Here is an 18,328-nt window from a genome sequence, read left to right on the forward strand (position 1 = left end):
AAAAGAGTCGCGATGAAAATGGGGGCACCAGTTCATGCAACGACCGAACCTTCCCGTGGGCCATCCCGACGCCCTGGAAGACAAGATGCGCAAAGCGAGCACATGGTTCGAAACGCTTCGCGACGCCATCTGCGAGATATTCGAGCAGCTTGAAGACGAGGTGACAGGCCCGCTTTCCGATGACGCGCCGGGTCGTTTCGTGCAGACCAAATGGCTGCGGGAGGAAGGCAAGGGCGGCGGCGGCATCATGTCGATGATGAATGGCCGCGTCTTTGAAAAGGTCGGCGTCCACACATCCACAGTCCATGGCGAGTTTTCGCCGGATTTCCGCAGCCAGATTCCCGGCGCCGAAAAAGATCCCAATTTCTGGGCGTCCGGCATTTCGCTGATCGCGCATCCGGTCAATCCGAACGTGCCGGCCGTCCACATGAACACGCGGATGGTCATCACCTCCACGCAATGGTTCGGCGGCGGCGCGGACCTGACCCCGGTCCTCGATCGCCGACGCACGCAGGAAGACCCCGACAGCCGCCTGTTTCACAGGACGATGGAAATTACCTGCAACCGGCACAAGGTCGCTGATTACCCCAAATACAGTGAATGGTGCGACGAGTATTTCTATCTCCCGCACCGGAAAGAGCCGCGCGGCGTCGGCGGCATTTTCTTCGACTGGCTGCGGTCGGAAGAAAAGGACGGCGGATGGGACGCCGATTTCGCCTTCGTTCAGGATGTCGGCCGCGCCTTCGCGGTCGCTTATCCCAAGATCGTGCGCAACAATTTCAACGATCACTGGGACGAGAACGAGCGCAACGAACAGCTGATCCGGCGCGGACGCTACGTCGAGTTCAACCTGCTCTACGACCGCGGCACGATCTTCGGCCTGAAGACCGGCGGCAATGTCGATTCGATTCTCTCCTCGATGCCGCCGGCCGTTCGCTGGCCATAACGGACAGTCAATCCCCGGTCCGCGCCTGAATGTCTGGAACCATTTCCAGCAACGCCGTGCGATCAAGCCGGAAGTCGCTCGCAATCCACGCCTCTTCGATGGCCTTGAGAATCCGCCCCATTTCTGGACCGGCCTGCACCCCAAGCGCAGTCAGATCCTTGCCGCGCACCGGCATGACCGGCCGCTCCCAGCGCTCGCAAAAGGCGATCAGCCTGGAATATCCGGCCGCTTGTATCAATGCGTCATTGTCCGTCTCCGCGGCGGCGCGCGCCCCGGCGAGTTGCAACCGCAAACCATCGATCACGGCCCCCGGGGATGTTTGATAGAGAAGCCGCGCGAGCCTGCTTTCAGCGACAGTCGGCGCAAGGCGCTCCGCATCAGCCCAACCGATCAACCGATCCTTCTCCGCATTCGACAGTTTCAGCCGTTCGCACAGCCCCGCCATGCGCGGCCCGTAGGGCGGCGTGATCGCCATCAGCCGGAGCAATGCGTCCGGCTCCCAGCCAAGTTGCTGCTCGGCGCGCACAAGTCCGTGGATCGCATCGATGCCCCACTTTTCCGTTTCCGGAAGAACGGCCGTCAGGACGCCGCTCTGTCGCATCCATAAAAGCGCGCGCGACGGATCCGGAGCGGCGAGCAGACGTTTCAGCTCCGACCAGACGCGCTCGGCGGAAAGCTGCGCGAGGCCGTCCTTGAGCCTGGCCGACGCCCTGAGGCCGTCCGCATCCGGACGCCCGTCGCCATACCAGGCGAAAAACCGGAAAAAGCGCAGGATGCGCAGATAGTCCTCCCTGATGCGCGTTTCGGCGTCGCCGATGAAGCGCACCAGCCGCTTCTCGATATCCGCCAGCCCTCCGATGAGATCGATGACGCCGCCGTCGGCGTCGGCGTAAAGACCATTGATCGTCAGGTCCCGGCGCTCGGCGTCCTCCCGCCAGCTGCTTGCGAAGGACACCTGCGCGCGGCGTCCGTCGGTCTCCACGTCCACCCGCAGCGTCGTGACCTCGAACGGCTTGCCGTCGACAACCACCGTCACCGTGCCATGGTCGACGCCGGTCGGGATCGTCTTGAAGCCGGCCGCCGTCGCGCAGTCCGCCACCGCGTCCGGCGACAGGGTAGTCGCAAGATCGATGTCGCCGACTTCCATGCCCATCAGCGTGTTGCGCACGGCGCCGCCGACGATCCGCGTTTCCGCGTCGCCTTCATTCAGCACTGCGAGAATTCTGCGCAAGGCCGGGTCGCCGAACCATTCGGCGTCGGCAATGGTCGTGGCGCTCGTCATGGGCGTCTACCGATCCGAAAAATAGATTTCATAAAGGGTTCGGATAATCCCGGCCGTCACGCCCCAGATGTATCTCTGGTCGTAGGGCATGGTGTAGTAATGCCGTTCGAGGCCCTGCCACACCCTGCTCTCGCGATTGTGGTTCGCCGGATCCATTAAAAAGTCCAGCGGCACCTCGAAGGCGTCGTCGACCTCATGCCGGTTGAGCCGGACCGGAAAGCCCGGCTCGACGATCGCCAGCACCGGGAAAATTCTGAACCCGCTCGCCGTGAGATAGCGCGGCAGCCGGCCAAACGGTTCGATGTGGTTCGCCGGAAGGCCGATTTCTTCCTCCGCCTCCCGCATCGCCGCCGCCTCGGGTGATTCGTCTTCCGGGTCGATTGCGCCGCCCGGAAATGCAATCTGGCCGGAATGGGTGCGCATTTTCGCCGTGCGCTGGGTCAAAAGCAGGCTGGTGTGGTCGCCATGATCGACGAAGGGCACAAGCACGGCCGCATCGCGCAGTTTCTGCTTCAGAACCCAGCTGTGCAGATCCGGATTGAGCAAATGGTCGCCGAACAGCGCGTCGTCGTCGACTGCCGGCCGCGCGGTGATCGTGTCGCGCAGCGCCCGCGCGCTGTATCGCTGATCGGCGTCGACCTTCATCGGCTGAGCGCCTCGAGTTTCCGCATTTCCATTATCGGGAACACGCTTTCTCCGGAGCGCACGGCGAACATCTCCCGCCCGTTGATCTCCACAGGCTCGCCAAGCTCCACGATGTCGTACATCACCGGACGGCTGATCAGCGCCTCCAGCCGGCCGCGAACGTGAAGATAAGGCTTGAGTTCGTCGTTTTCGCCAGCGATTTCAAAGCGCAAGGGGTGGTCCGGACCGGCCTCCACCACGTCGCCGACATTGGTTCTGAACGTCAGGACCTGCTGGTCGTCCCGCTGTGTCACGCTCATTTCCACGCCGATGAAAGGCGCGTCTTCCACGCGAATCCCGACCTTTTCAACCGGCGTCACCAGATAGGTCATGCCGTCCGCGTCCTTGCGCAGCACCGTCGAGAAAAGCCGCACCAGCGGCTGCCGTCCGATCGGCGTTCCCATATAGAACCAGGTGCCGTCGGCGCGGATCTCCATGTCGAGATCGCCGCAGAACTCCGGATTCCATTTTTCAACGGGCGGCAACCCGCGGGTCGAGGCCGCCGCGCGGGAGATCAGCGCCTCCAGTCCGGCTGCGTCGGATGTTTGCGTCAACTTGCCCTCAGCCATGGCGGAATCGTTACTCCTTCATTCACAACTTTGTCACTTAGAGCAGTTCCAGCTTCGTGTCATTCATAGCAGAATGCAGAAAACCCGTTGCGACAATACGAATCCCCATTGATGGTGATCATAATTACGCCATTTAACGGTTGGTGAATGCAAGTGTAGACGTTCTCGAACAAGATAATACGGAGACTGTTTTATGGGCCTTGTCGAAAATTCCACCCAGACGATGGATGAGAAGGAGATACTGGCCGTAGCGGAAACGGCTCTCGAGGACATCAGCGCGATCCGCAAGGAAGTCGGCAACGTCATTTTCGGTCAGCAGACCGTCGTCGAACACACGCTGCTGACCGTATTGTCCGGCGGACACGCCCTGCTGGTCGGCGTGCCTGGCCTCGCCAAGACCAAGCTCGTCTCCACGCTCGGCACAGTTCTGGGGCTCGACGACAACCGTATTCAGTTCACGCCGGACCTGATGCCCTCCGACATTCTCGGCTCCGAGGTCATGGACCAGGACGACGCCGGCAAGCGGTCCTTCCGGTTCATTCCCGGACCCGTGTTCACCCAGCTGCTGATGGCCGACGAGATTAACCGCGCCTCGCCGCGCACCCAGTCCGCCCTGTTGCAGGCGATGCAGGAATATCACGTCACCGTCGCCGGAACCCACCACGACCTGCCGCAGCCCTTCCACGTGCTCGCAACCCAAAACCCGCTGGAGCAGGAAGGCACCTATCCGCTGCCTGAAGCCCAGCTCGACCGCTTCCTGATGCAGGTCGACGTCAACTATCCGGAAGAAGACGCGGAACGCCGGATCCTTCTGGAGACGACAGGCGTCGAGGAAAAGACGGCAAAGGCGGTTCTTTCCGGTTCGCGCATTCAGGAAATCCAGGCGCTTGTGCGCGGCATGCCCGTCAGCGAACAGGTCGTTGACGCCATCCTGGCGCTCGTGCGTCTTGCCAGGCCCGGCAACGGCAACGCCGACACCGACAGACATGTCGCCTGGGGGCCCGGGCCGCGCGCCGGCCAGTCGATGATGCTGTGCGTGCGAGCCCGCGCCCTCTATGACGGCCGTCTGGCCCCGTCAGTCGACGACGTCTACGCGCTGGCGCTGCCGATCCTGCAGCACCGCATGGCGCTGACTTTCGCTGCGCGCGCCGAGGGCGTGCATATCCGCGACGTGATCGCCAATCTGGTCAAGACCGCAAGCGGGGAATAATGGCGCCTGTCGGACAGACCACGCAACCGGTAGCCGTCAGCGACGCGCTGGTGCGCGCGCGCCAGCGCGCCGCCCTGGTGCCCGACCTGCTGGTCGAGGCGCAGCGTGTCGCCAATACGGTGATTACCGGTTGGCATGGCCGGCGCAAGCGCGGGGTGGGAGAGAATTTCTGGCAATTCCGCCCCTATGTCGAAGGCGAGACACTCGCCAAAATCGATTGGCGCCGGTCGGCGCGCGACGACAGCGTCTATGTGCGCGACCGCGAATGGGAAGCCGCCCACACGATCTGGCTCTGGGCCGACGCCTCGCCGTCGATGCTGTATCAGTCGCACCTCGCACAGGTCTCCAAGCAAAGCCGCGCCGTCGTCATACTGCTTGCGCTCGCTGAAGTGCTTGCGCGATCCGGCGAACGCATCGCCTCGCCCGGCGTGATGGATCCGATCGCCGCGCGCAACGCCTCGGAGCGGCTGGCCACAGCGCTCATGCTGCAAAAAGAAGAAAGCGACCGGCCTCAGCTCGATCGCATCGGCCGCCACAGCGACGTCGTGCTGATTTCCGATTTCCTCGACCCCGCCGAAACCGTGCTTGAGCGGCTCGCGCCAATCGCGCGTCGCGGCGTGCGCGGCCACGTTCTGGAAATCTGCGATCCCGCGGAAGAAGTGTTTCCCTACAATGGCCGCACGGAGTTCATCGATCCCGAAACCGGCGAGAAACTGACCGCGGGCAAGGCCGAGACGCTGCATGACGACTATCAGCGAGCATTTCTGTCGCGCCGAAGCAACATCGCGGAGAACCTGCGGAGGCTCGGCTGGAACTTCATCACCCACCACACCGATCAGCCTGCGTCCTCGGCGCTCGTTGCGCTGCACAACCATCTGTCCGGCGTGGTCGGTGACGGTTTGAGAGGTACGGCGGCTTGAGTTTCCTCCCCCTCGCATTCGGAGCTCCCGCCGTCCTGTTCGGCCTTCTGGCGTTGCCTGTGATCTGGTGGTTGCTGAGACTGACGCCGCCGCGCCCCAAGACCGAACCCTTCCCGCCGTTCCGTATCCTCGCGCGCGTCCTGAGAAAGGAGGAGACGCCGTCAAAGAGCCCCTGGTGGCTAACGGCTCTCCGGCTTCTCATGGCGGCGCTCGTGATCGTCGCACTGGCCGACCCGATCCTCAACCCTCAGGACACCACCGTTAGCGACGATGGTCCACTGGCGATCGTAATGGACAACAGCTGGGCGACCGTCAGCGACTGGGACGAACGGGTGGCGACCGCCGAGCGTCTGATTTCCGACGCGGAAAGCCAGAACGTGCCGGTCTCCATCGTCTTCACCGCGGACCGGACCAACGACGCGACGCCGGATATCGCCGCGCGAGCGCGCGAGCGGCTGCTCGCCGCGGAACCGCGTCCGCTGCCCGCCGATGATCTGTCGGCGATCGAAAACCTGGCTGCGGCTCTGCATACCACGCCGCTCGGCACGATCGCGGTGCTGTCCGACGGCATCGCCGAACCCGGCGCTGAACACGCCTGGGAAATGCTGGCCGAACTCGAGACCGCCCAGGCGCTGATTTTCGAAACCGGCGGCGAAAGCACCGTAGCGATCACCTCCGCCGAAAACAGCGCCGATGGTTTCAATCTGTCGGCGGTGCGCGTCAACGACAGCGCCGCGCAGACCCTGCCGATTACAGCCCGCGACAACAGGGGCCGGCCAATTTCCACAGGAACGCTGGAATTCGCGGCTGGGGAACGGCGGGGGCAGGCGTCCCTGTCAGCGCCGTTCGAACTGCGAAACGACTTCGCGCAGATCGTCGTCGACAATGCGGCCACGGCCGGCGCAACCTATCTGCTCGACGACAGCTTCCGCAGGCGGCGCGTCGCCCTGTTGTCGGCCGAACCGCTGGACCTGACGCAGCCGCTCCTTTCCCCGCTTTACTATCTCACCCGCGCCCTGCAGCCCTTCACGGATCTCATCGCGCCGGAAAGCGATGAATTGTCCGACGCGATTTCCGAGGTGCTCGAACAGCGCCCCTCCGTCGTCGTGATGGCTGATATCGGCACTCTCCCGGAAGAATCGGAATCGGAACTTTCGGAATGGGTGGAGGATGGCGGCATGCTTGTCCGCTTCGCCGGACCGCGTATGGCGAGCGGCATCGGCGATGACCCACTGGTTCCCGTCAAGCTGCGTCAGGGCGAACGCACGCTGGGCGGATCGCTTTCCTGGAGCGAGCCGCAGCCGCTGTCCGAATTTCCGGAAAACGGTCCGTTCTGGGGCATGTCGCGGCCCGACGATGTGAGCGTCAACACACAGGTTCTTGCTGAACCGTCGCCTGATCTCGCCGCCCACACCTGGGCGAGCCTGCTCGACGGCACGCCGCTCGTCACAAGCCGTGAAACCGGTCAGGGCCGCATCGTGCTCTTCCACGTGACGGCGGAGCCGAAATGGTCCTCACTGCCGATTTCCGGACAATTCGTCGAAATGCTTCGCCGCTCGATCCTGCTGTCGCGCGCCACCACGGCCGCGGGAAGGCAGGATACAGGCGTCAATCTGCCGCCATACCAGTTGCTGAACGCCAGGGGCGCGCTGACGGCTCCGACAGGCGCCGCTCAGCCGCTCCAGATTGCTCGCGGCGACACGCCGGTCGTCTCTTTTGATAATCCGCCGGGGCTCTACGGGGCGGAAAGCGGCTTTCTGGCGCTCAATCTGATGCGTTTCGACGACACGCTGGAGCCATTCGTCGCACCGGAATTCCCGGTGGCGGCGACGCGGTCCGGTTTCGTCGCCGGCGAAAGCCGCGATCTCAAACCACCGCTTCTGACGGCCGCCGTCATCCTGCTCATCATCGACAGCCTCGTGGTTCTCGGTATGTCGGGCGCCTTCGCGCGCCGCAATTTCGGCCGTCCGGCCGCGTCCTCGCTTGGCATGGCGCTCGTCGCCGCCGTGTTTTTCCTGTCTTCCGGCGGCAACGGACTGGCGGCCGACGAGATGCCGAACGACGACCAGATCCTCGCCTCTCTCGATCGCACCCACCTCGCCTATGTCATCACCGGTGACGCCGTGGTTGACGAGACCAGCAGACAGGGCATGACGGGGCTTTCACGTTTTCTGTCTTTCCGCACCTCGCTGGAGCCGGGTGACGCCGTCGGGGTCGATCTCGACACCGATCCGCTCGCCCTCTACCCGATGCTTTACTGGCCGATTTCCATCGACGCAGAGCCACCCTCGCCTGAAGCGATCAGCCGGATAGACGCCTTCATGAAAAACGGCGGCACTGTTCTGTTTGATACGCGCGATGCGCTCGCCGGGCTCGACGAGGCTGCGATCACTCCGGAGACCGCGCGCTTGCGCAATATCCTGGCCGATCTCGATATTCCCGCCCTCGAGCCCGTGCCCGATGACCACGTTCTCACCAAGGCGTTCTATATTCTCAACGAGTTTCCCGGTCGCTATCGCGGCAGTCCGCTTTGGGTTGAGACGAGTTACGACGCGGGCGAACAGAGCGATCGTCCGGCGCGTAGCGGCGACGGCGTCTCCTCGATCATCATCACCGGCAACGACCTCGCCGGCGCCTGGGCGATCGACCGCAACAATATCCCCGTCTATCCGACGGTGCCGCCGGATCCGCTGCAGCGGGAATACGCTTTCCGCGGGGGCGTCAACATCATGATGTACATGCTGACCGGCAACTACAAATCCGACCAGGTTCACATTCCGGCGTTGCTGGAGCGTCTTGGCCAATGATCCATTTCTCTCCGCTCATTCCACCCGTCTACATTTATGTCGTCGCCGCACTCGGCGCGCTACTGATGGCGTTTGGCCTCTGGCAAAGGGTGCGCGGCGCCTGGATCAGGGTCCTTGCGCTTGCCGCGCTGTGCCTGGCGCTCGCTAATCCTGTCTATATGCAGCAGGTGCGCGAACCGCTGGACAGCGTTGTCGCCGTGATCGTCGACCGCAGCCAGAGTCAGGCGTCCCCGGAACGCACGGCGGCGACCGACGAAACCCTCGCTCGTCTGGAAGACCAGCTATCGCGCTTTCGTGGCCTGGATGTCCGGATAGCGGAAACAACCCACGACGCCGCGGACAATTCCCCGTCCACACAGCTCTTTTCAACGCTTTCGACGACGCTCAGGGATGTGCCGACCGCTCGGATCGCAGGCGCGGTGATGATCACCGACGGACAAATTCACGACGTTCCCGAACAGGCATCTGAGCTTGGCTTCAACGCGCCCGTCCACGGCCTGGTGACCGGCAGCGCGGACGAGATCGATCGCCGGGTGCAACTGGTGAACGCGCCACGTTTCGGCATTGTCGGCGAGACCCAGGAGATCGTCTATCGCATCGTCGATGACGGGCGCTCCGGCGGCGACGTCGCGGAAGTGACCGTGAAGATCAATGGCGAGGCATACAGCCGCGAACTCGCTCCGATCGGCCAGGACATGCCGCTGACCATCGACATCGAACACGCCGGCGACAACATCATCGAACTGTCGGTCGAACCGGTTCCAGACGAAGTGACGCTCGCCAACAACAAGGCCGTCACCATTCTCGACGGAATTCGCGAAAATCTGCGCGTGCTGCTGGTTTCCGGCGAGCCACACAGCGGCGAGCGCGCCTGGCGCAATCTTCTCAAATCCGACACCTCGGTCGACCTGGTTCATTTCACCATCCTTCGCCCGCCTGAAAAACAGGACGGCACGCCCATCGACGAATTGTCGCTTATCGCCTTTCCGACCCGTGAGCTTTTCGTTGAGAAAATCAACGAGTTCGACCTGATTGTCTTCGACCGGTACCAGCGCCGCGGCGTTCTCCCGGTGCTCTATTACGACTACATCGCCCAGTATGTGGAGGATGGCGGCGCGCTGCTGATCGCCGCGGGTCCGGAACATGCCGGGCAGGATTCCATCGCGAGCACGCCGCTCGCGCCGGTTTTGCCGGCGGCGCCCACCGGCCGCGTCAGCGAAGTCGGCTTCTATCCGCGTCCGACCGATGTCGGTGCGAGGCATCCCGTCACCCGCGATCTGCCGGGCTCCGGCCAGGAGCCGCCGCAATGGGGCCGCTGGTTCCGGGCTGTGGAATCCAAAGCGCCGGTCGACGATACGGTGCTCGAGGGACCAGACGGCATTCCGCTCCTCGTGCTCGAACGTGTCGGCGATGGACGCGTCGCCATGCTGATGTCCGACCATGGCTGGCTGTGGGCGCGCGGCTTCGAAGGCGGCGGTCCGCATGTTCCGCTCTACCGGCGCATCGCCCACTGGCTCATGAAGGAGCCGGCGCTCGAAGAAGAAGCGCTGACGGCCACAGCCAATGGCAATGTCATCACCATTGATCGACAGACCATGGCCGACGCCGTGCCGGAAGCCGTGCTCTCGTCGCCGTCCGGCGAGACCGTTTCGATCAATCTGAGCGGTGGAGAAGACGGACGCTTCACCGCCGACGCGCCTGTAACCGAAAGCGGCCTGTTCGAAATTTCCAACGGGGACATGTCGACGCTCGTTCATGTCGGGGCAACCAACGCGCCGGAATTTTCCGCGACCGTGTCCACCACGGAAGTCCTGAAACCCATTGCCGATGCGACCGGAGGCATGGTAGCGCGGGTTTCGGACAATGGCGGCGCCGTGCAATTGCCGCCCATCGTGCCGGTCAAGGGGCTGCAGCGCGGCTCGTCGGATCGCATGATGCTCAACCTGACCGGAGAATCCGAACTCCGAGGAATCAACAGGATCCCGCTCTTCGGCGGCTTCCTGGGTCTCGCCCTGCTGCTGTTCGCGCTCGCCGGCACATGGTACCGCGAAGGCCGCTGACCCCTTCCGCAAAACGTCGACGCGTATCGAAGAAAACAGAGGCAGAACTTTCCGGCTGAAATTTCCGGCTACCTGTGCTATACAGTCGTCTTTTCAAAGGCGATCTCGTCGGCGCCGGATCGCGCTGCAAGGGGCAAAAACACGAATTCCCGAAACAAACCCAGATCGCCCTGAAGAGGCTGATTGCTCGTTTCCCGAAACAAAGCCAGATTGGCCAGAATGTGCCAAACGGCCAATTCCCGAAACAAAGCCAGAATTCACTGAACCTTTTGCCGGTCTGGGGCAAGCCTAGAGATATCACTTTAATTCATTGTTTTTATTAATTAAATAACATCCTTCACTGGCAGGTCTTTTATCTTTCCAACGCTACCCAACTCTCCTCATCCCGCGCTTGACGCGGGATCCATACAGAATTTCGGCAAACGCCGCCGCCACAAAGCAACGTCCGGCGCTCCCTGCATCGCGGGTCAGCCTTGCGCCTCTCAGGCGATTTCCTGCACCATGAGTTCGAAGGCCTCGGCGACTGGATCTTCGCGCCACCGGATCGGTCCGTTCAACCGTTCCTGGATGTCCTCATTATCTGTCGCCACCAGGATGCGCGACCGGTCTACCGGACCCGGAAAATCAAGTCGCGCCGTCACCGGTGTGAACCCGAGCGGGGCGTAATAGGGCGGGTCGCCGACAAGGATCACGGCCTCGCCCCCCTTGGCCTTGGCGGCGAGCACCGAAATCCGCACCAACTCGCGGCCGATGCCAAGATTCTTGTGCGACGGCCGCACGGCCAGCGGTCCAAGCATATGGCCCAGGGCGTCTCCCGCCATCACCGGCGTCAGGCGAACCGAGGCAATGACCTCACCGTCCACCGTGGCGACGAAAGACAGCGACCGGTCGTGCGGCCCCTGCTCGCGAACACGCTCCGCCGCGCGCGTCAACCGGCCCGGTCCGAAGGCCTCTTCATTGATGAAATTGATGACGTCGTCGTGGGTGGGGTCTTCGGTCAGATAGACAGGATTGAGAGCGGACATGGCGAACCCGGATATGTGAATTGAAAAGACAATGGACGGCCGTCTGCCTGTCGGCAGCGCGTTATCAGCTTCGTCGCAATTGTCCCGGGTTGTGCATCTCGCTTCCTCTTTTTGGTCCGGGGCGGATAGCACATAGATGTCGCGCCATGCAAGCAATTATCCGTTTCCGGCGCCCGACCCGCCTCAGCGCGCCTCGAGAGCCAGGCGCTGAATCAGCATGATGGTCTTGGCGTCGCAGATCTCGCCGGATCGCGTCATGGCCAGCGCCTCCTCGAGCGGAACGTGCAACACCTCGATATCCTCGCCTTCTTCCGGGTTGCCGCCGCCCTTCGAGGCGCGGTCCGAACGGTCGTAGGCTCCCTGGTAAAAGGACAGATATTCCGTCACCGATCCGGGACTCATATAGACGTCGAAAAGATGGTCGAGTTCGGATACGCGATAGCCGGTTTCCTCCTCGAGTTCCTCGCGCATCCGCTGCTTCGGATCGGCGCCGTCGAGCATGCCGGCAGGAACCTCGATCATCATTCCGTCATGACCGTTGACGGCGGCCGGCAGCCGGAACTGCCGGATGAGAAGCACGGTTCCGCCCGCCGGATCATGAAGAAGACAGGCCACGCCGTTGCCGCGGTCATAGGCTTCCCGCCGCTGGGCCTGCCACGCGCCGGAACGCGTCCTCAGTTCGAAATCGTAGCGCGAGAGAACGCCCCAGTCGTCTGACAGAATCGTTCGATCCCGGATGCGGAAAAGTTCGTTGGACGGCATGCAGTGTCTCCCTGGTCTCGTCGGGCTTGGAATAAACGGCGGCAACGTCAAGAATGTGTAAACGCGGACAGGCGAAGAACAGACTGTTCACCCGAACGGTCTTCGTCTTCCGGCGTTAGGACCCTATGTGAGCGTGGAAAAGGAGCTTTGACATGGGTAAACTGGTCGACGGCGAGTGGAAAGACGTCTGGTACAATACGAGCGAAACAGGCGGTCGTTTCAAGCGATCTGATTCGAGCTTTCGCAACTGGGTAACACCTGACGGCAGCCCCGGTCCAAGCGGCGAAGGCGGCTTTGCAGCCGAGGCCGGCCGCTATCACCTCTATGTCTCCCTCGCCTGCCCCTGGGCCCATCGCACGCTGATATTCCGCCGACTGAAAGGTCTTGAAGCGGCGATCGGCCTTTCGGTCGTCGACTATCACATGGGTGAGAACGGCTGGGAATTCCGCGGCAGGGAAGGCGGGACGGAAGATCACATCCATGGGTTGGAGAAGCTCTGGCAGGTCTATGTAAAGGCCGATACGCACTACACCGGCAGGGTGACCGTGCCGGTCCTGTGGGACAAGAAGACCGGGACCGTCGTCTCCAATGAATCCTCCGAGATCATTCGCATGTTCAACAGCGCCTTTAATGGCGTCGAAGGCGTCGACAGCGATCTCGATTTCTACCCGGAAGCGCTGAGAGCGAATATCGACGCGATCAACCAGCCGATCTACGACAACGTCAACAATGGCGTCTACAAGTGCGGCTTCGCCACCAGCCAGGAGGCCTACGAAGAAGCCTTCGACGCCCTGTTCGCAGAACTGGATACACTCGAGGAGCGTCTGACGACGAACCGCTACCTTCTCGGCGGAACGCTGACCGAGGCGGACTGGCGGCTCTTCACGACGCTTGTGCGCTTCGACCCGGTCTATGTCGGGCACTTCAAGTGCAATCGGAAGCGCATCGCCGACTATCCGGCGCTCTCTGGCTATATGCGCGAGCTCTATCAGATGCCGGGCGTCGCCGGGACTGTGGACCTCAACCACATCAAGAAACACTATTACGGCAGCCACGAAAGCGTCAATCCGACAGGCATCGTGCCGAAGGGGCCCGAGCTCGACTACGACGCCCCGCACGATCGCGGCCGTCTTTGACCGCTACCAGGTGCGCGAGACCGGTTGGCCCTGGAGCAGTTCAGCGAGCCTGCGCCGGGTCGCATCCGTGGTGTTGTCCGGCAACGCGTTGGTTTCGAAAAAGCCGGCTTCGGCGATCTCGGCATTGCCATTTAGCGGCGCTGTCTGCGACACGTTCCTGCAGACAAACAGCGCCACGTGGTCGCGCCGGCTGGCGTTGCGGTTGAAATAGAAACCGAACAGCTCGGCGGCGCCGCCGATCGCGAGGTTTCCTTCTTCCGCGAGTTCCCGCTCGAGCGACTCATAGACGCTTTCTCCCGCATCGACCCCTCCGCCGGGCAGATACCAGCCGCCGATATAGGTGTGCCTGACAAGAAACACCCTTCCCTCGGCGTCGAAGGCCGCGGCGCGCACGCCAAGCGTCATGGGACGATTGAAAATATGAAAAAGATGCAAAATTCGGACGAGCATTTGACCCCAACTCTCTTTATGGTCTGATCATGTTTCGTCTCGCCCATATCTCCGACGTCCATCTCGGACCACTTCCTAAAGTAACATTACGACAGTTGGCGTCCAAGCGGATCACTGGCTATGTGAACTGGCACCGCAATCGTCGCAAGCATCACGCCAGCGACGCGTTGACCGTCCTGATGGAAGACATCTTCGCGCAGTCTCTTGATCATCTGGCTATCACCGGAGATCTGGTGAACCTGTCGACCGATATCGAGATCGAAACGGCGACGGCGTGGCTGCAAGCCGCCGGCGATCCGGAGAACACATCCCTGGTGCCCGGCAATCACGACGCCTACGTGCCCGGCGCCTTCCGGAAAATATGCGCAGCCTGGGCGCATTACATGGCCGGCGACGACGTGACGGAAAGACCGCTGACGGTAAGATCGTTTCCCTATCTGCGCCGTCGCGGGCCGGTCGCGCTGATCGGCGTGTCTACCGCCAACGCTTCCCTGCCCTTCATGGCGACGGGCATGTTTGACGAGACCGAGGCGCGGCGTCTGCGGGCGCTACTGAAGCAGGCGGGAAAAGAGGGTCTGTTCCGAATCATCCTTATCCACCACCCGCCGGTCAACAACGCCGCCGCCTGGCACAAGCGCATGCAGGGCATTTCGAGGTTCCAGAAAGTCGTCGCCGAAGAAGGCGCCGAACTCGTCCTGCATGGCCACACCCACCTCGACACGCTGCACCGGATCATGGGCAAGGCGAGAACGGTTCCCGTCCTGGGCGTGCCGTCAGCCAGTGAAGGTCCTTCCAGCCGTCGACCAGCCGCCGGCTACAATCTGATATCGATCGAGGGCGCGGATGGAGACTGGCGTTGCAATGTGGCGCGTCACAGGCTTGACCGGACAGGAGAGGAGATCGTGCTTTCCGATACGATCGACCTGCACTTGAAAATCTAGGCCTTTTACAGACCTGCTATGGATGGGCTGATTTCGCCCCAGAAAATGGCGCCCATCGCGAAAAGCGTTACCAGACTTCCGATGATGAACCAGATAAGACCGGTGACAAAGCTGGCCCCGTTGGGGTGGTCCTTCTTCGCCGCCGGTTGAGGCGTTGCATCGATTTCGGCCTCCTGCGCCGGCGCCGGTTGCGGCCGTTCAACCGCCTGGGAAGCGACCGGCGTTGCGTATCTGAAATCGTCACCGGCCATGAAACGCTGGCGCTCGACGGTCCGCTCTGCAATGTAGATGGTGACCTGATCGGCCATCTTCATGAGATCATCGGACTCGGCGAGCACGCTGCGCCCGTAGCGCCTGTCGAGCACGAAGCGGAAGGTGCGACGGTCATGTCCCATGTGGACATGGGCGACGGCGTCGATCCACAGACGCGGTTGCGCGCCTGACGACAATGCAAAATCGAACTGGTCGTCGTCTTCCGACACTTCGTCGAAGACCGGCTGCAGTTCGTTGTAGAGCAATTCGAGACGGGCGCGATCCGCCTCCTTCATGTCGACGATGACATCCTGCCTTTCGGCGGCGGCGATCTTGACCTCGCGCACGGCGTCAGACAGATGCCTCTTGTTCTGGGGAGCGGGATCGTTGCTCATGAGCCGAATAACCTGCTGATATGGTTAATTTACAATTACCCATAACATGGGACTTCGCCTCGACGCGAGCAAGCCGACATTTTAATCGCCCACAGAAGCGATGTTCTGGCGGATGAGGGTCTCGACCTCATCAGACCGCTCCTCGATCAGCATGTGACCGGTGTTTTCGAAGACATGGGCGGCGAAAAGCGGCGGCAGGCGATGCGACTGGCGCGTCGGCAACACCCGGTCCTGCGTTCCCCACAGCACCTTGACCGGCATGTCGAGAGCAGCGATCAACTCGCGACGTATGACGCCCTGAGATACGCCGGCGTCATCCTCGACGAAGATGCTCTGCATGATCTGCTTCATCCTGTCGGCGGCGCCGTGGGTTTTGCGCAAGGCCTTCAGGCGAGAAACCAGATCCGGAGGGATCGTCGCGTTCCAGCCGAACATCTCCTCGAGACAGGCGGTCAGGTCCTGTTCGTTGTCGGCAAGCGCATAGCGCCTGAGAAGCCGGTGATTGATTTCCGCGCCGAAACCGCCCGGCGCGAGCAGCGTCAGAGACGCGACGCGTGGCGGCTGGCGCGCCGCGACAAGCGCCGCCGTGGCTCCACCCATGGAATGTCCGACCAGATGCGCCCGCTCGACGCCGCGCCTGTCGAGATCGGCGATCAGCGCCTTCGCCATGCTGCCGCCGCCGCCCACGCCGGAGGACGACGCTGATCCGCCATGTCCCGGCAGATCATAGGCGAACGTTTTCCGGTCGACCGACAAGGCGTCCTGCAGGCGCGACCAGACAAACGAGCCAGCCGCAAAGCCATGCAGAAAGACAAGCGGCGGGCGGTCCCCTTCGCCCTTCTGGAGAGCGTAGAGACCGTCCGCCGTCATTTTTTGATCGTCAGTATCCGGCACCGTCGGCGGCTATTTCAATGCGATAAGGCGGTTCGCCGCCGAGACGACACCCTCGAGCGAAGCCGCAACAATGTTGGTGCTGACGCCGACCCCGAAGATCTTGCCGCCCGGATGCTCCATTTCCATGTAGCAGATCGCCTTTGCGTTGGCGCCGTGCTGGAGGGAATGTTCCGAGTAGTCGGCCACCGTCAGCTCGATGCCGATGTGGCGCGACAGGGCGTTGACGAAACCGTCGATCGGGCCGTTGCCGGCGCCGTTGATCTTCATGGTCTCACCGTTGTCGGTGATAACCGCCTCGACCTCGCGAACGCCTTTCGTCTCAGTGGAGGCGTAGGTGTGGTGGTCGACATATTTGAGCCGTCCGTCCGGCTGTTCGACATAGATGTCCATGAACCGGTCGTAGATCATCCGCGAGGGAAGCTCTTCGCCCTCCTCGTCGGTGATGCGCTGGATTTCCGACTGGAACTCGACCTGCAGGCCGCGCGGCAGGTTGAGCCCGTAATCCTCATGCAGGATGTAGGCAATGCCGCCCTTGCCGGACTGCGAGTTGATACGGATGATCGCTTCGTAGGTGCGGCCCACGTCCTGCGGATCGATCGGCAGGTAAGGCACTTCCCAGAGTTCCTTGTTGGAGGAGCGGATCGCCTTCATGCCCTTGTTGATCGCGTCCTGGTGCGAGCCGGAAAACGCCGTGTAGACCAGTTCGCCGACGTAAGGGTGGCGTTCCGGGATTTTCATCTGGTTGGCGTATTCGTAGATGCTCTTCATGTGCTCGATCCGCGAACAGTCGAGTTTCGGATCGACGCCCTGCGTGTACATGTTCAATGCCAGCGTGACGATATCGACATTGCCGGTGCGCTCGCCATTGCCGAACAGCGTACCCTCGACCCGGTCGGCGCCGGCCATCAGCCCCAGCTCGGTAGCGGCGATTCCGGTCCCGCGGTCATTGTGCGGGTGGAGCGACACGATCAGGCTGTCGCGACGGTCGAGCTGACGACACATCCATTCGATCTGGTCGGCGTAAATGTTCGGCGTCGACATCTCGACGGTCGAAGGCAGATTGATGATGAGCTTGTCATCCGGCGTCGGCTGCACGACCTCGATCACCGCATTGCAGATTTCCAGCGCAACCTCCAGCTCGGTGCCCGTAAAGCTTTCGGGGGAATACTGGAATCGGTAGCCGCCTCCCGCCTTTTCAGCCATATCCGTGATCATCTTCGCGGCGTCGACGGCGATCTCCTTGATGCCCGCAACGTCTTTGGCAAAGACCACGCGACGCTGCAGTTCGCTGGTCGAATTGTAGAAGTGCACGATCGGCCGATGCGCGCCTTCCAGCGACTCGAAAGTCCGGGTGATCAGTTCGGGACGGCACTGGACCAGCACCTGCAGGGAGACGTCTTCAGGCACTCCGCCCTGCTCCACGCACCAGCGCGCAAAGTCGAAATCGGTCTGCGAGGCGGAAGGAAAGCCGATCTCGATTTCCTTGAAACCCATGTCCAGAAGCAGCTTGAACATGCGCGATTTGCGGTCGTGCCCCATCGGATTGACGAGCGACTGATTGCCGTCTCGCAGGTCCACCGAACACCAGACCGGCGGGTTCTCGATGCGCTTGGAGGGCCAGGTCCTGTCGTCAAGGCCAACTGCGGGATAGGGATGATATTTGCGGGACGCGTCCGGCATGCCGGACTGTTTTTTTTCGGCTTCGCCGATTGTCTGTACGATAGTCATGTCTGTTTCTCGATCTCTTCAGGCAACGCCTCCGGGCTGTCGCCATACCGGCCTTCCGGCCGTTTCACTTTACTGATGAAGGTTTCAAGGAGCTGGCGCCATCGGCAAATCGACCGCCGGACGCTCCCTCAACGGGCCCGGCGATCGCCAGTAAGGCCGAGAAGTAGAAGCACGGACAGGGCCGACGCGCACAAGGTGCGCGGGACCTTCAGATCTTCGAAAATTTCAAACGTGCTCTTCGACATGGGCGGTCTTATAACCGCCCAC

At 62.1% G+C, this 18,328-nt stretch carries 16 protein-coding genes; 7 read left to right on the forward strand and 9 right to left on the reverse strand.

Features of this window, described 5'->3' with window-relative positions; all coding sequences use genetic code 11:
• Positions 1-34 precede the first annotated feature (34 nt).
• Complete coding sequence (gene hemF / locus AAFN47_RS06790) at positions 35-946, forward strand: oxygen-dependent coproporphyrinogen oxidase (RefSeq protein WP_499808453.1); 912 nt, start codon at positions 35-37, stop codon at positions 944-946.
• A gap of 7 nt (positions 947-953) precedes the next feature.
• Here the strand turns inward: hemF and AAFN47_RS06795 are convergent, their stop codons facing one another.
• The 3 genes from AAFN47_RS06795 to AAFN47_RS06805 are packed head-to-tail and all read right to left on the reverse strand — an operon-like array spanning position 954 to position 3,481.
• Positions 954-2,228, reverse strand: a complete 1,275-nt coding sequence (locus AAFN47_RS06795; protein WP_499808454.1) for a CCA tRNA nucleotidyltransferase — start codon at positions 2,226-2,228, stop codon at positions 954-956.
• Positions 2,229-2,234: 6 nt separating this feature from the next.
• Positions 2,235-2,873, reverse strand: coding sequence for a CoA pyrophosphatase (locus tag AAFN47_RS06800; RefSeq protein WP_499808455.1), 639 nt, complete (start codon positions 2,871-2,873; stop codon positions 2,235-2,237).
• On the reverse strand, positions 2,870-3,481 hold the full coding sequence (locus tag AAFN47_RS06805; RefSeq protein WP_499808456.1) for a DUF1285 domain-containing protein: 612 nt from the start codon (positions 3,479-3,481) through the stop codon (positions 2,870-2,872). The genes AAFN47_RS06800 and AAFN47_RS06805 overlap by 4 nt, the downstream gene beginning before the upstream one ends.
• Before the next feature lie 193 nt (positions 3,482-3,674).
• Between AAFN47_RS06805 and AAFN47_RS06810 the strand changes: the two genes are divergently transcribed.
• Genes AAFN47_RS06810 through AAFN47_RS06825 form a run of 4 tightly spaced genes read left to right on the forward strand, consistent with a single transcriptional unit; the run spans position 3,675 to position 10,478 of the window.
• On the forward strand, positions 3,675-4,691 hold the full coding sequence (locus tag AAFN47_RS06810; RefSeq protein WP_499808457.1) for an AAA family ATPase: 1,017 nt from the start codon (positions 3,675-3,677) through the stop codon (positions 4,689-4,691).
• The gene (locus AAFN47_RS06815; protein ID WP_499808458.1) at positions 4,691-5,611 is read left to right on the forward strand and encodes a DUF58 domain-containing protein; all 921 of its coding nucleotides are present in this window, start codon (positions 4,691-4,693) and stop codon (positions 5,609-5,611) included. The genes AAFN47_RS06810 and AAFN47_RS06815 overlap by 1 nt, the downstream gene beginning before the upstream one ends.
• The gene (locus tag AAFN47_RS06820) at positions 5,608-8,418 is read left to right on the forward strand and encodes a DUF4159 domain-containing protein (RefSeq protein WP_499808459.1); all 2,811 of its coding nucleotides are present in this window, start codon (positions 5,608-5,610) and stop codon (positions 8,416-8,418) included. Before AAFN47_RS06815 ends, AAFN47_RS06820 begins: the two co-directional genes overlap by 4 nt.
• A complete protein-coding gene (locus AAFN47_RS06825; RefSeq protein WP_499808460.1) occupies positions 8,415-10,478 on the forward strand; it encodes a hypothetical protein in 2,064 nt (687 codons plus the stop codon). Before AAFN47_RS06820 ends, AAFN47_RS06825 begins: the two co-directional genes overlap by 4 nt.
• A gap of 482 nt (positions 10,479-10,960) precedes the next feature.
• Here AAFN47_RS06825 and AAFN47_RS06830 read toward each other — a convergent pair whose 3' ends face one another.
• Positions 10,961-11,503, reverse strand: coding sequence for a GNAT family N-acetyltransferase (locus AAFN47_RS06830; protein WP_499808691.1), 543 nt, complete (start codon positions 11,501-11,503; stop codon positions 10,961-10,963).
• Between the two features lie 183 nt (positions 11,504-11,686).
• Entirely contained in the window at positions 11,687-12,265 is a 579-nt protein-coding gene (locus tag AAFN47_RS06835) for an NUDIX domain-containing protein (protein WP_499808461.1), read from the reverse strand.
• A gap of 152 nt (positions 12,266-12,417) precedes the next feature.
• Between AAFN47_RS06835 and AAFN47_RS06840 the strand changes: the two genes are divergently transcribed.
• A complete protein-coding gene (locus tag AAFN47_RS06840) occupies positions 12,418-13,401 on the forward strand; it encodes a glutathione S-transferase family protein (protein ID WP_499808462.1) in 984 nt (327 codons plus the stop codon).
• Between the two features lie 3 nt (positions 13,402-13,404).
• On the opposite strand, the gene AAFN47_RS06845 is transcribed toward AAFN47_RS06840, so the two are convergent.
• Positions 13,405-13,851, reverse strand: a complete 447-nt coding sequence (locus AAFN47_RS06845) for an NUDIX domain-containing protein (RefSeq protein WP_499808463.1) — start codon at positions 13,849-13,851, stop codon at positions 13,405-13,407.
• Positions 13,852-13,880: 29 nt separating this feature from the next.
• Here AAFN47_RS06845 and AAFN47_RS06850 point away from each other — a divergent pair, with 29 nt between their 5' ends.
• Positions 13,881-14,792 (forward strand): metallophosphoesterase family protein, encoded by a 912-nt coding sequence (locus tag AAFN47_RS06850; RefSeq protein ID WP_499808464.1) that lies wholly within the window; start codon positions 13,881-13,883, stop codon positions 14,790-14,792.
• A 5-nt stretch (positions 14,793-14,797) separates the two neighbouring features.
• On the opposite strand, the gene AAFN47_RS06855 is transcribed toward AAFN47_RS06850, so the two are convergent.
• The 3 genes from AAFN47_RS06855 to leuA form a co-directional block, all read right to left on the reverse strand.
• Positions 14,798-15,439 carry a hypothetical protein gene (locus AAFN47_RS06855; protein ID WP_499808465.1) on the reverse strand — a complete coding sequence of 214 codons (642 nt, stop codon included), beginning with the start codon at positions 15,437-15,439 and terminating at the stop codon, positions 14,798-14,800.
• A gap of 81 nt (positions 15,440-15,520) precedes the next feature.
• Entirely contained in the window at positions 15,521-16,309 is a 789-nt protein-coding gene (locus AAFN47_RS06860) for an alpha/beta fold hydrolase (RefSeq protein WP_499808466.1), read from the reverse strand.
• A 33-nt stretch (positions 16,310-16,342) separates the two neighbouring features.
• Positions 16,343-18,061: a 2-isopropylmalate synthase gene (gene leuA, locus AAFN47_RS06865; protein ID WP_499808467.1), complete on the reverse strand. Its 1,719-nt coding sequence runs from the start codon at positions 18,059-18,061 to the stop codon at positions 16,343-16,345.
• Positions 18,062-18,328 lie beyond the last annotated feature (267 nt).

Source organism: Hoeflea sp. CAU 1731, assembly GCF_039888615.1.
Lineage (GTDB): Bacteria > Pseudomonadota > Alphaproteobacteria > Rhizobiales > Rhizobiaceae > Flavimaribacter.

What these genes read in the sequence shown, in the direction of transcription:
- AAFN47_RS06855 (WP_499808465.1), bottom strand. Translation starts at nt 15,439, where the DNA reads ATGAGCAACGATCCCGCTCCCCAGAACAAGAGGCATCTGTCTGACGCC.
- AAFN47_RS06830 (WP_499808691.1), bottom strand. Translation starts at nt 11,503, where the DNA reads ATGTCCGCTCTCAATCCTGTCTATCTGACCGAAGACCCCACCCACGAC.
- AAFN47_RS06850 (WP_499808464.1), top strand. Translation starts at nt 13,881, where the DNA reads ATGTTTCGTCTCGCCCATATCTCCGACGTCCATCTCGGACCACTTCCT.
- AAFN47_RS06810 (WP_499808457.1), top strand. Translation starts at nt 3,675, where the DNA reads ATGGGCCTTGTCGAAAATTCCACCCAGACGATGGATGAGAAGGAGATA.
- AAFN47_RS06795 (WP_499808454.1), bottom strand. Translation starts at nt 2,228, where the DNA reads ATGACGAGCGCCACGACCATTGCCGACGCCGAATGGTTCGGCGACCCG.
- hemF (WP_499808453.1), top strand. Translation starts at nt 35, where the DNA reads ATGCAACGACCGAACCTTCCCGTGGGCCATCCCGACGCCCTGGAAGAC.
- leuA (WP_499808467.1), bottom strand. Translation starts at nt 18,061, where the DNA reads ATGACTATCGTACAGACAATCGGCGAAGCCGAAAAAAAACAGTCCGGC.
- AAFN47_RS06860 (WP_499808466.1), bottom strand. Translation starts at nt 16,309, where the DNA reads ATGACGGCGGACGGTCTCTACGCTCTCCAGAAGGGCGAAGGGGACCGC.
- AAFN47_RS06845 (WP_499808463.1), bottom strand. Translation starts at nt 13,851, where the DNA reads ATGCTCGTCCGAATTTTGCATCTTTTTCATATTTTCAATCGTCCCATG.
- AAFN47_RS06840 (WP_499808462.1), top strand. Translation starts at nt 12,418, where the DNA reads ATGGGTAAACTGGTCGACGGCGAGTGGAAAGACGTCTGGTACAATACG.
- AAFN47_RS06825 (WP_499808460.1), top strand. Translation starts at nt 8,415, where the DNA reads ATGATCCATTTCTCTCCGCTCATTCCACCCGTCTACATTTATGTCGTC.
- AAFN47_RS06805 (WP_499808456.1), bottom strand. Translation starts at nt 3,481, where the DNA reads ATGGCTGAGGGCAAGTTGACGCAAACATCCGACGCAGCCGGACTGGAG.
- AAFN47_RS06800 (WP_499808455.1), bottom strand. Translation starts at nt 2,873, where the DNA reads ATGAAGGTCGACGCCGATCAGCGATACAGCGCGCGGGCGCTGCGCGAC.
- AAFN47_RS06815 (WP_499808458.1), top strand. Translation starts at nt 4,691, where the DNA reads ATGGCGCCTGTCGGACAGACCACGCAACCGGTAGCCGTCAGCGACGCG.
- AAFN47_RS06835 (WP_499808461.1), bottom strand. Translation starts at nt 12,265, where the DNA reads ATGCCGTCCAACGAACTTTTCCGCATCCGGGATCGAACGATTCTGTCA.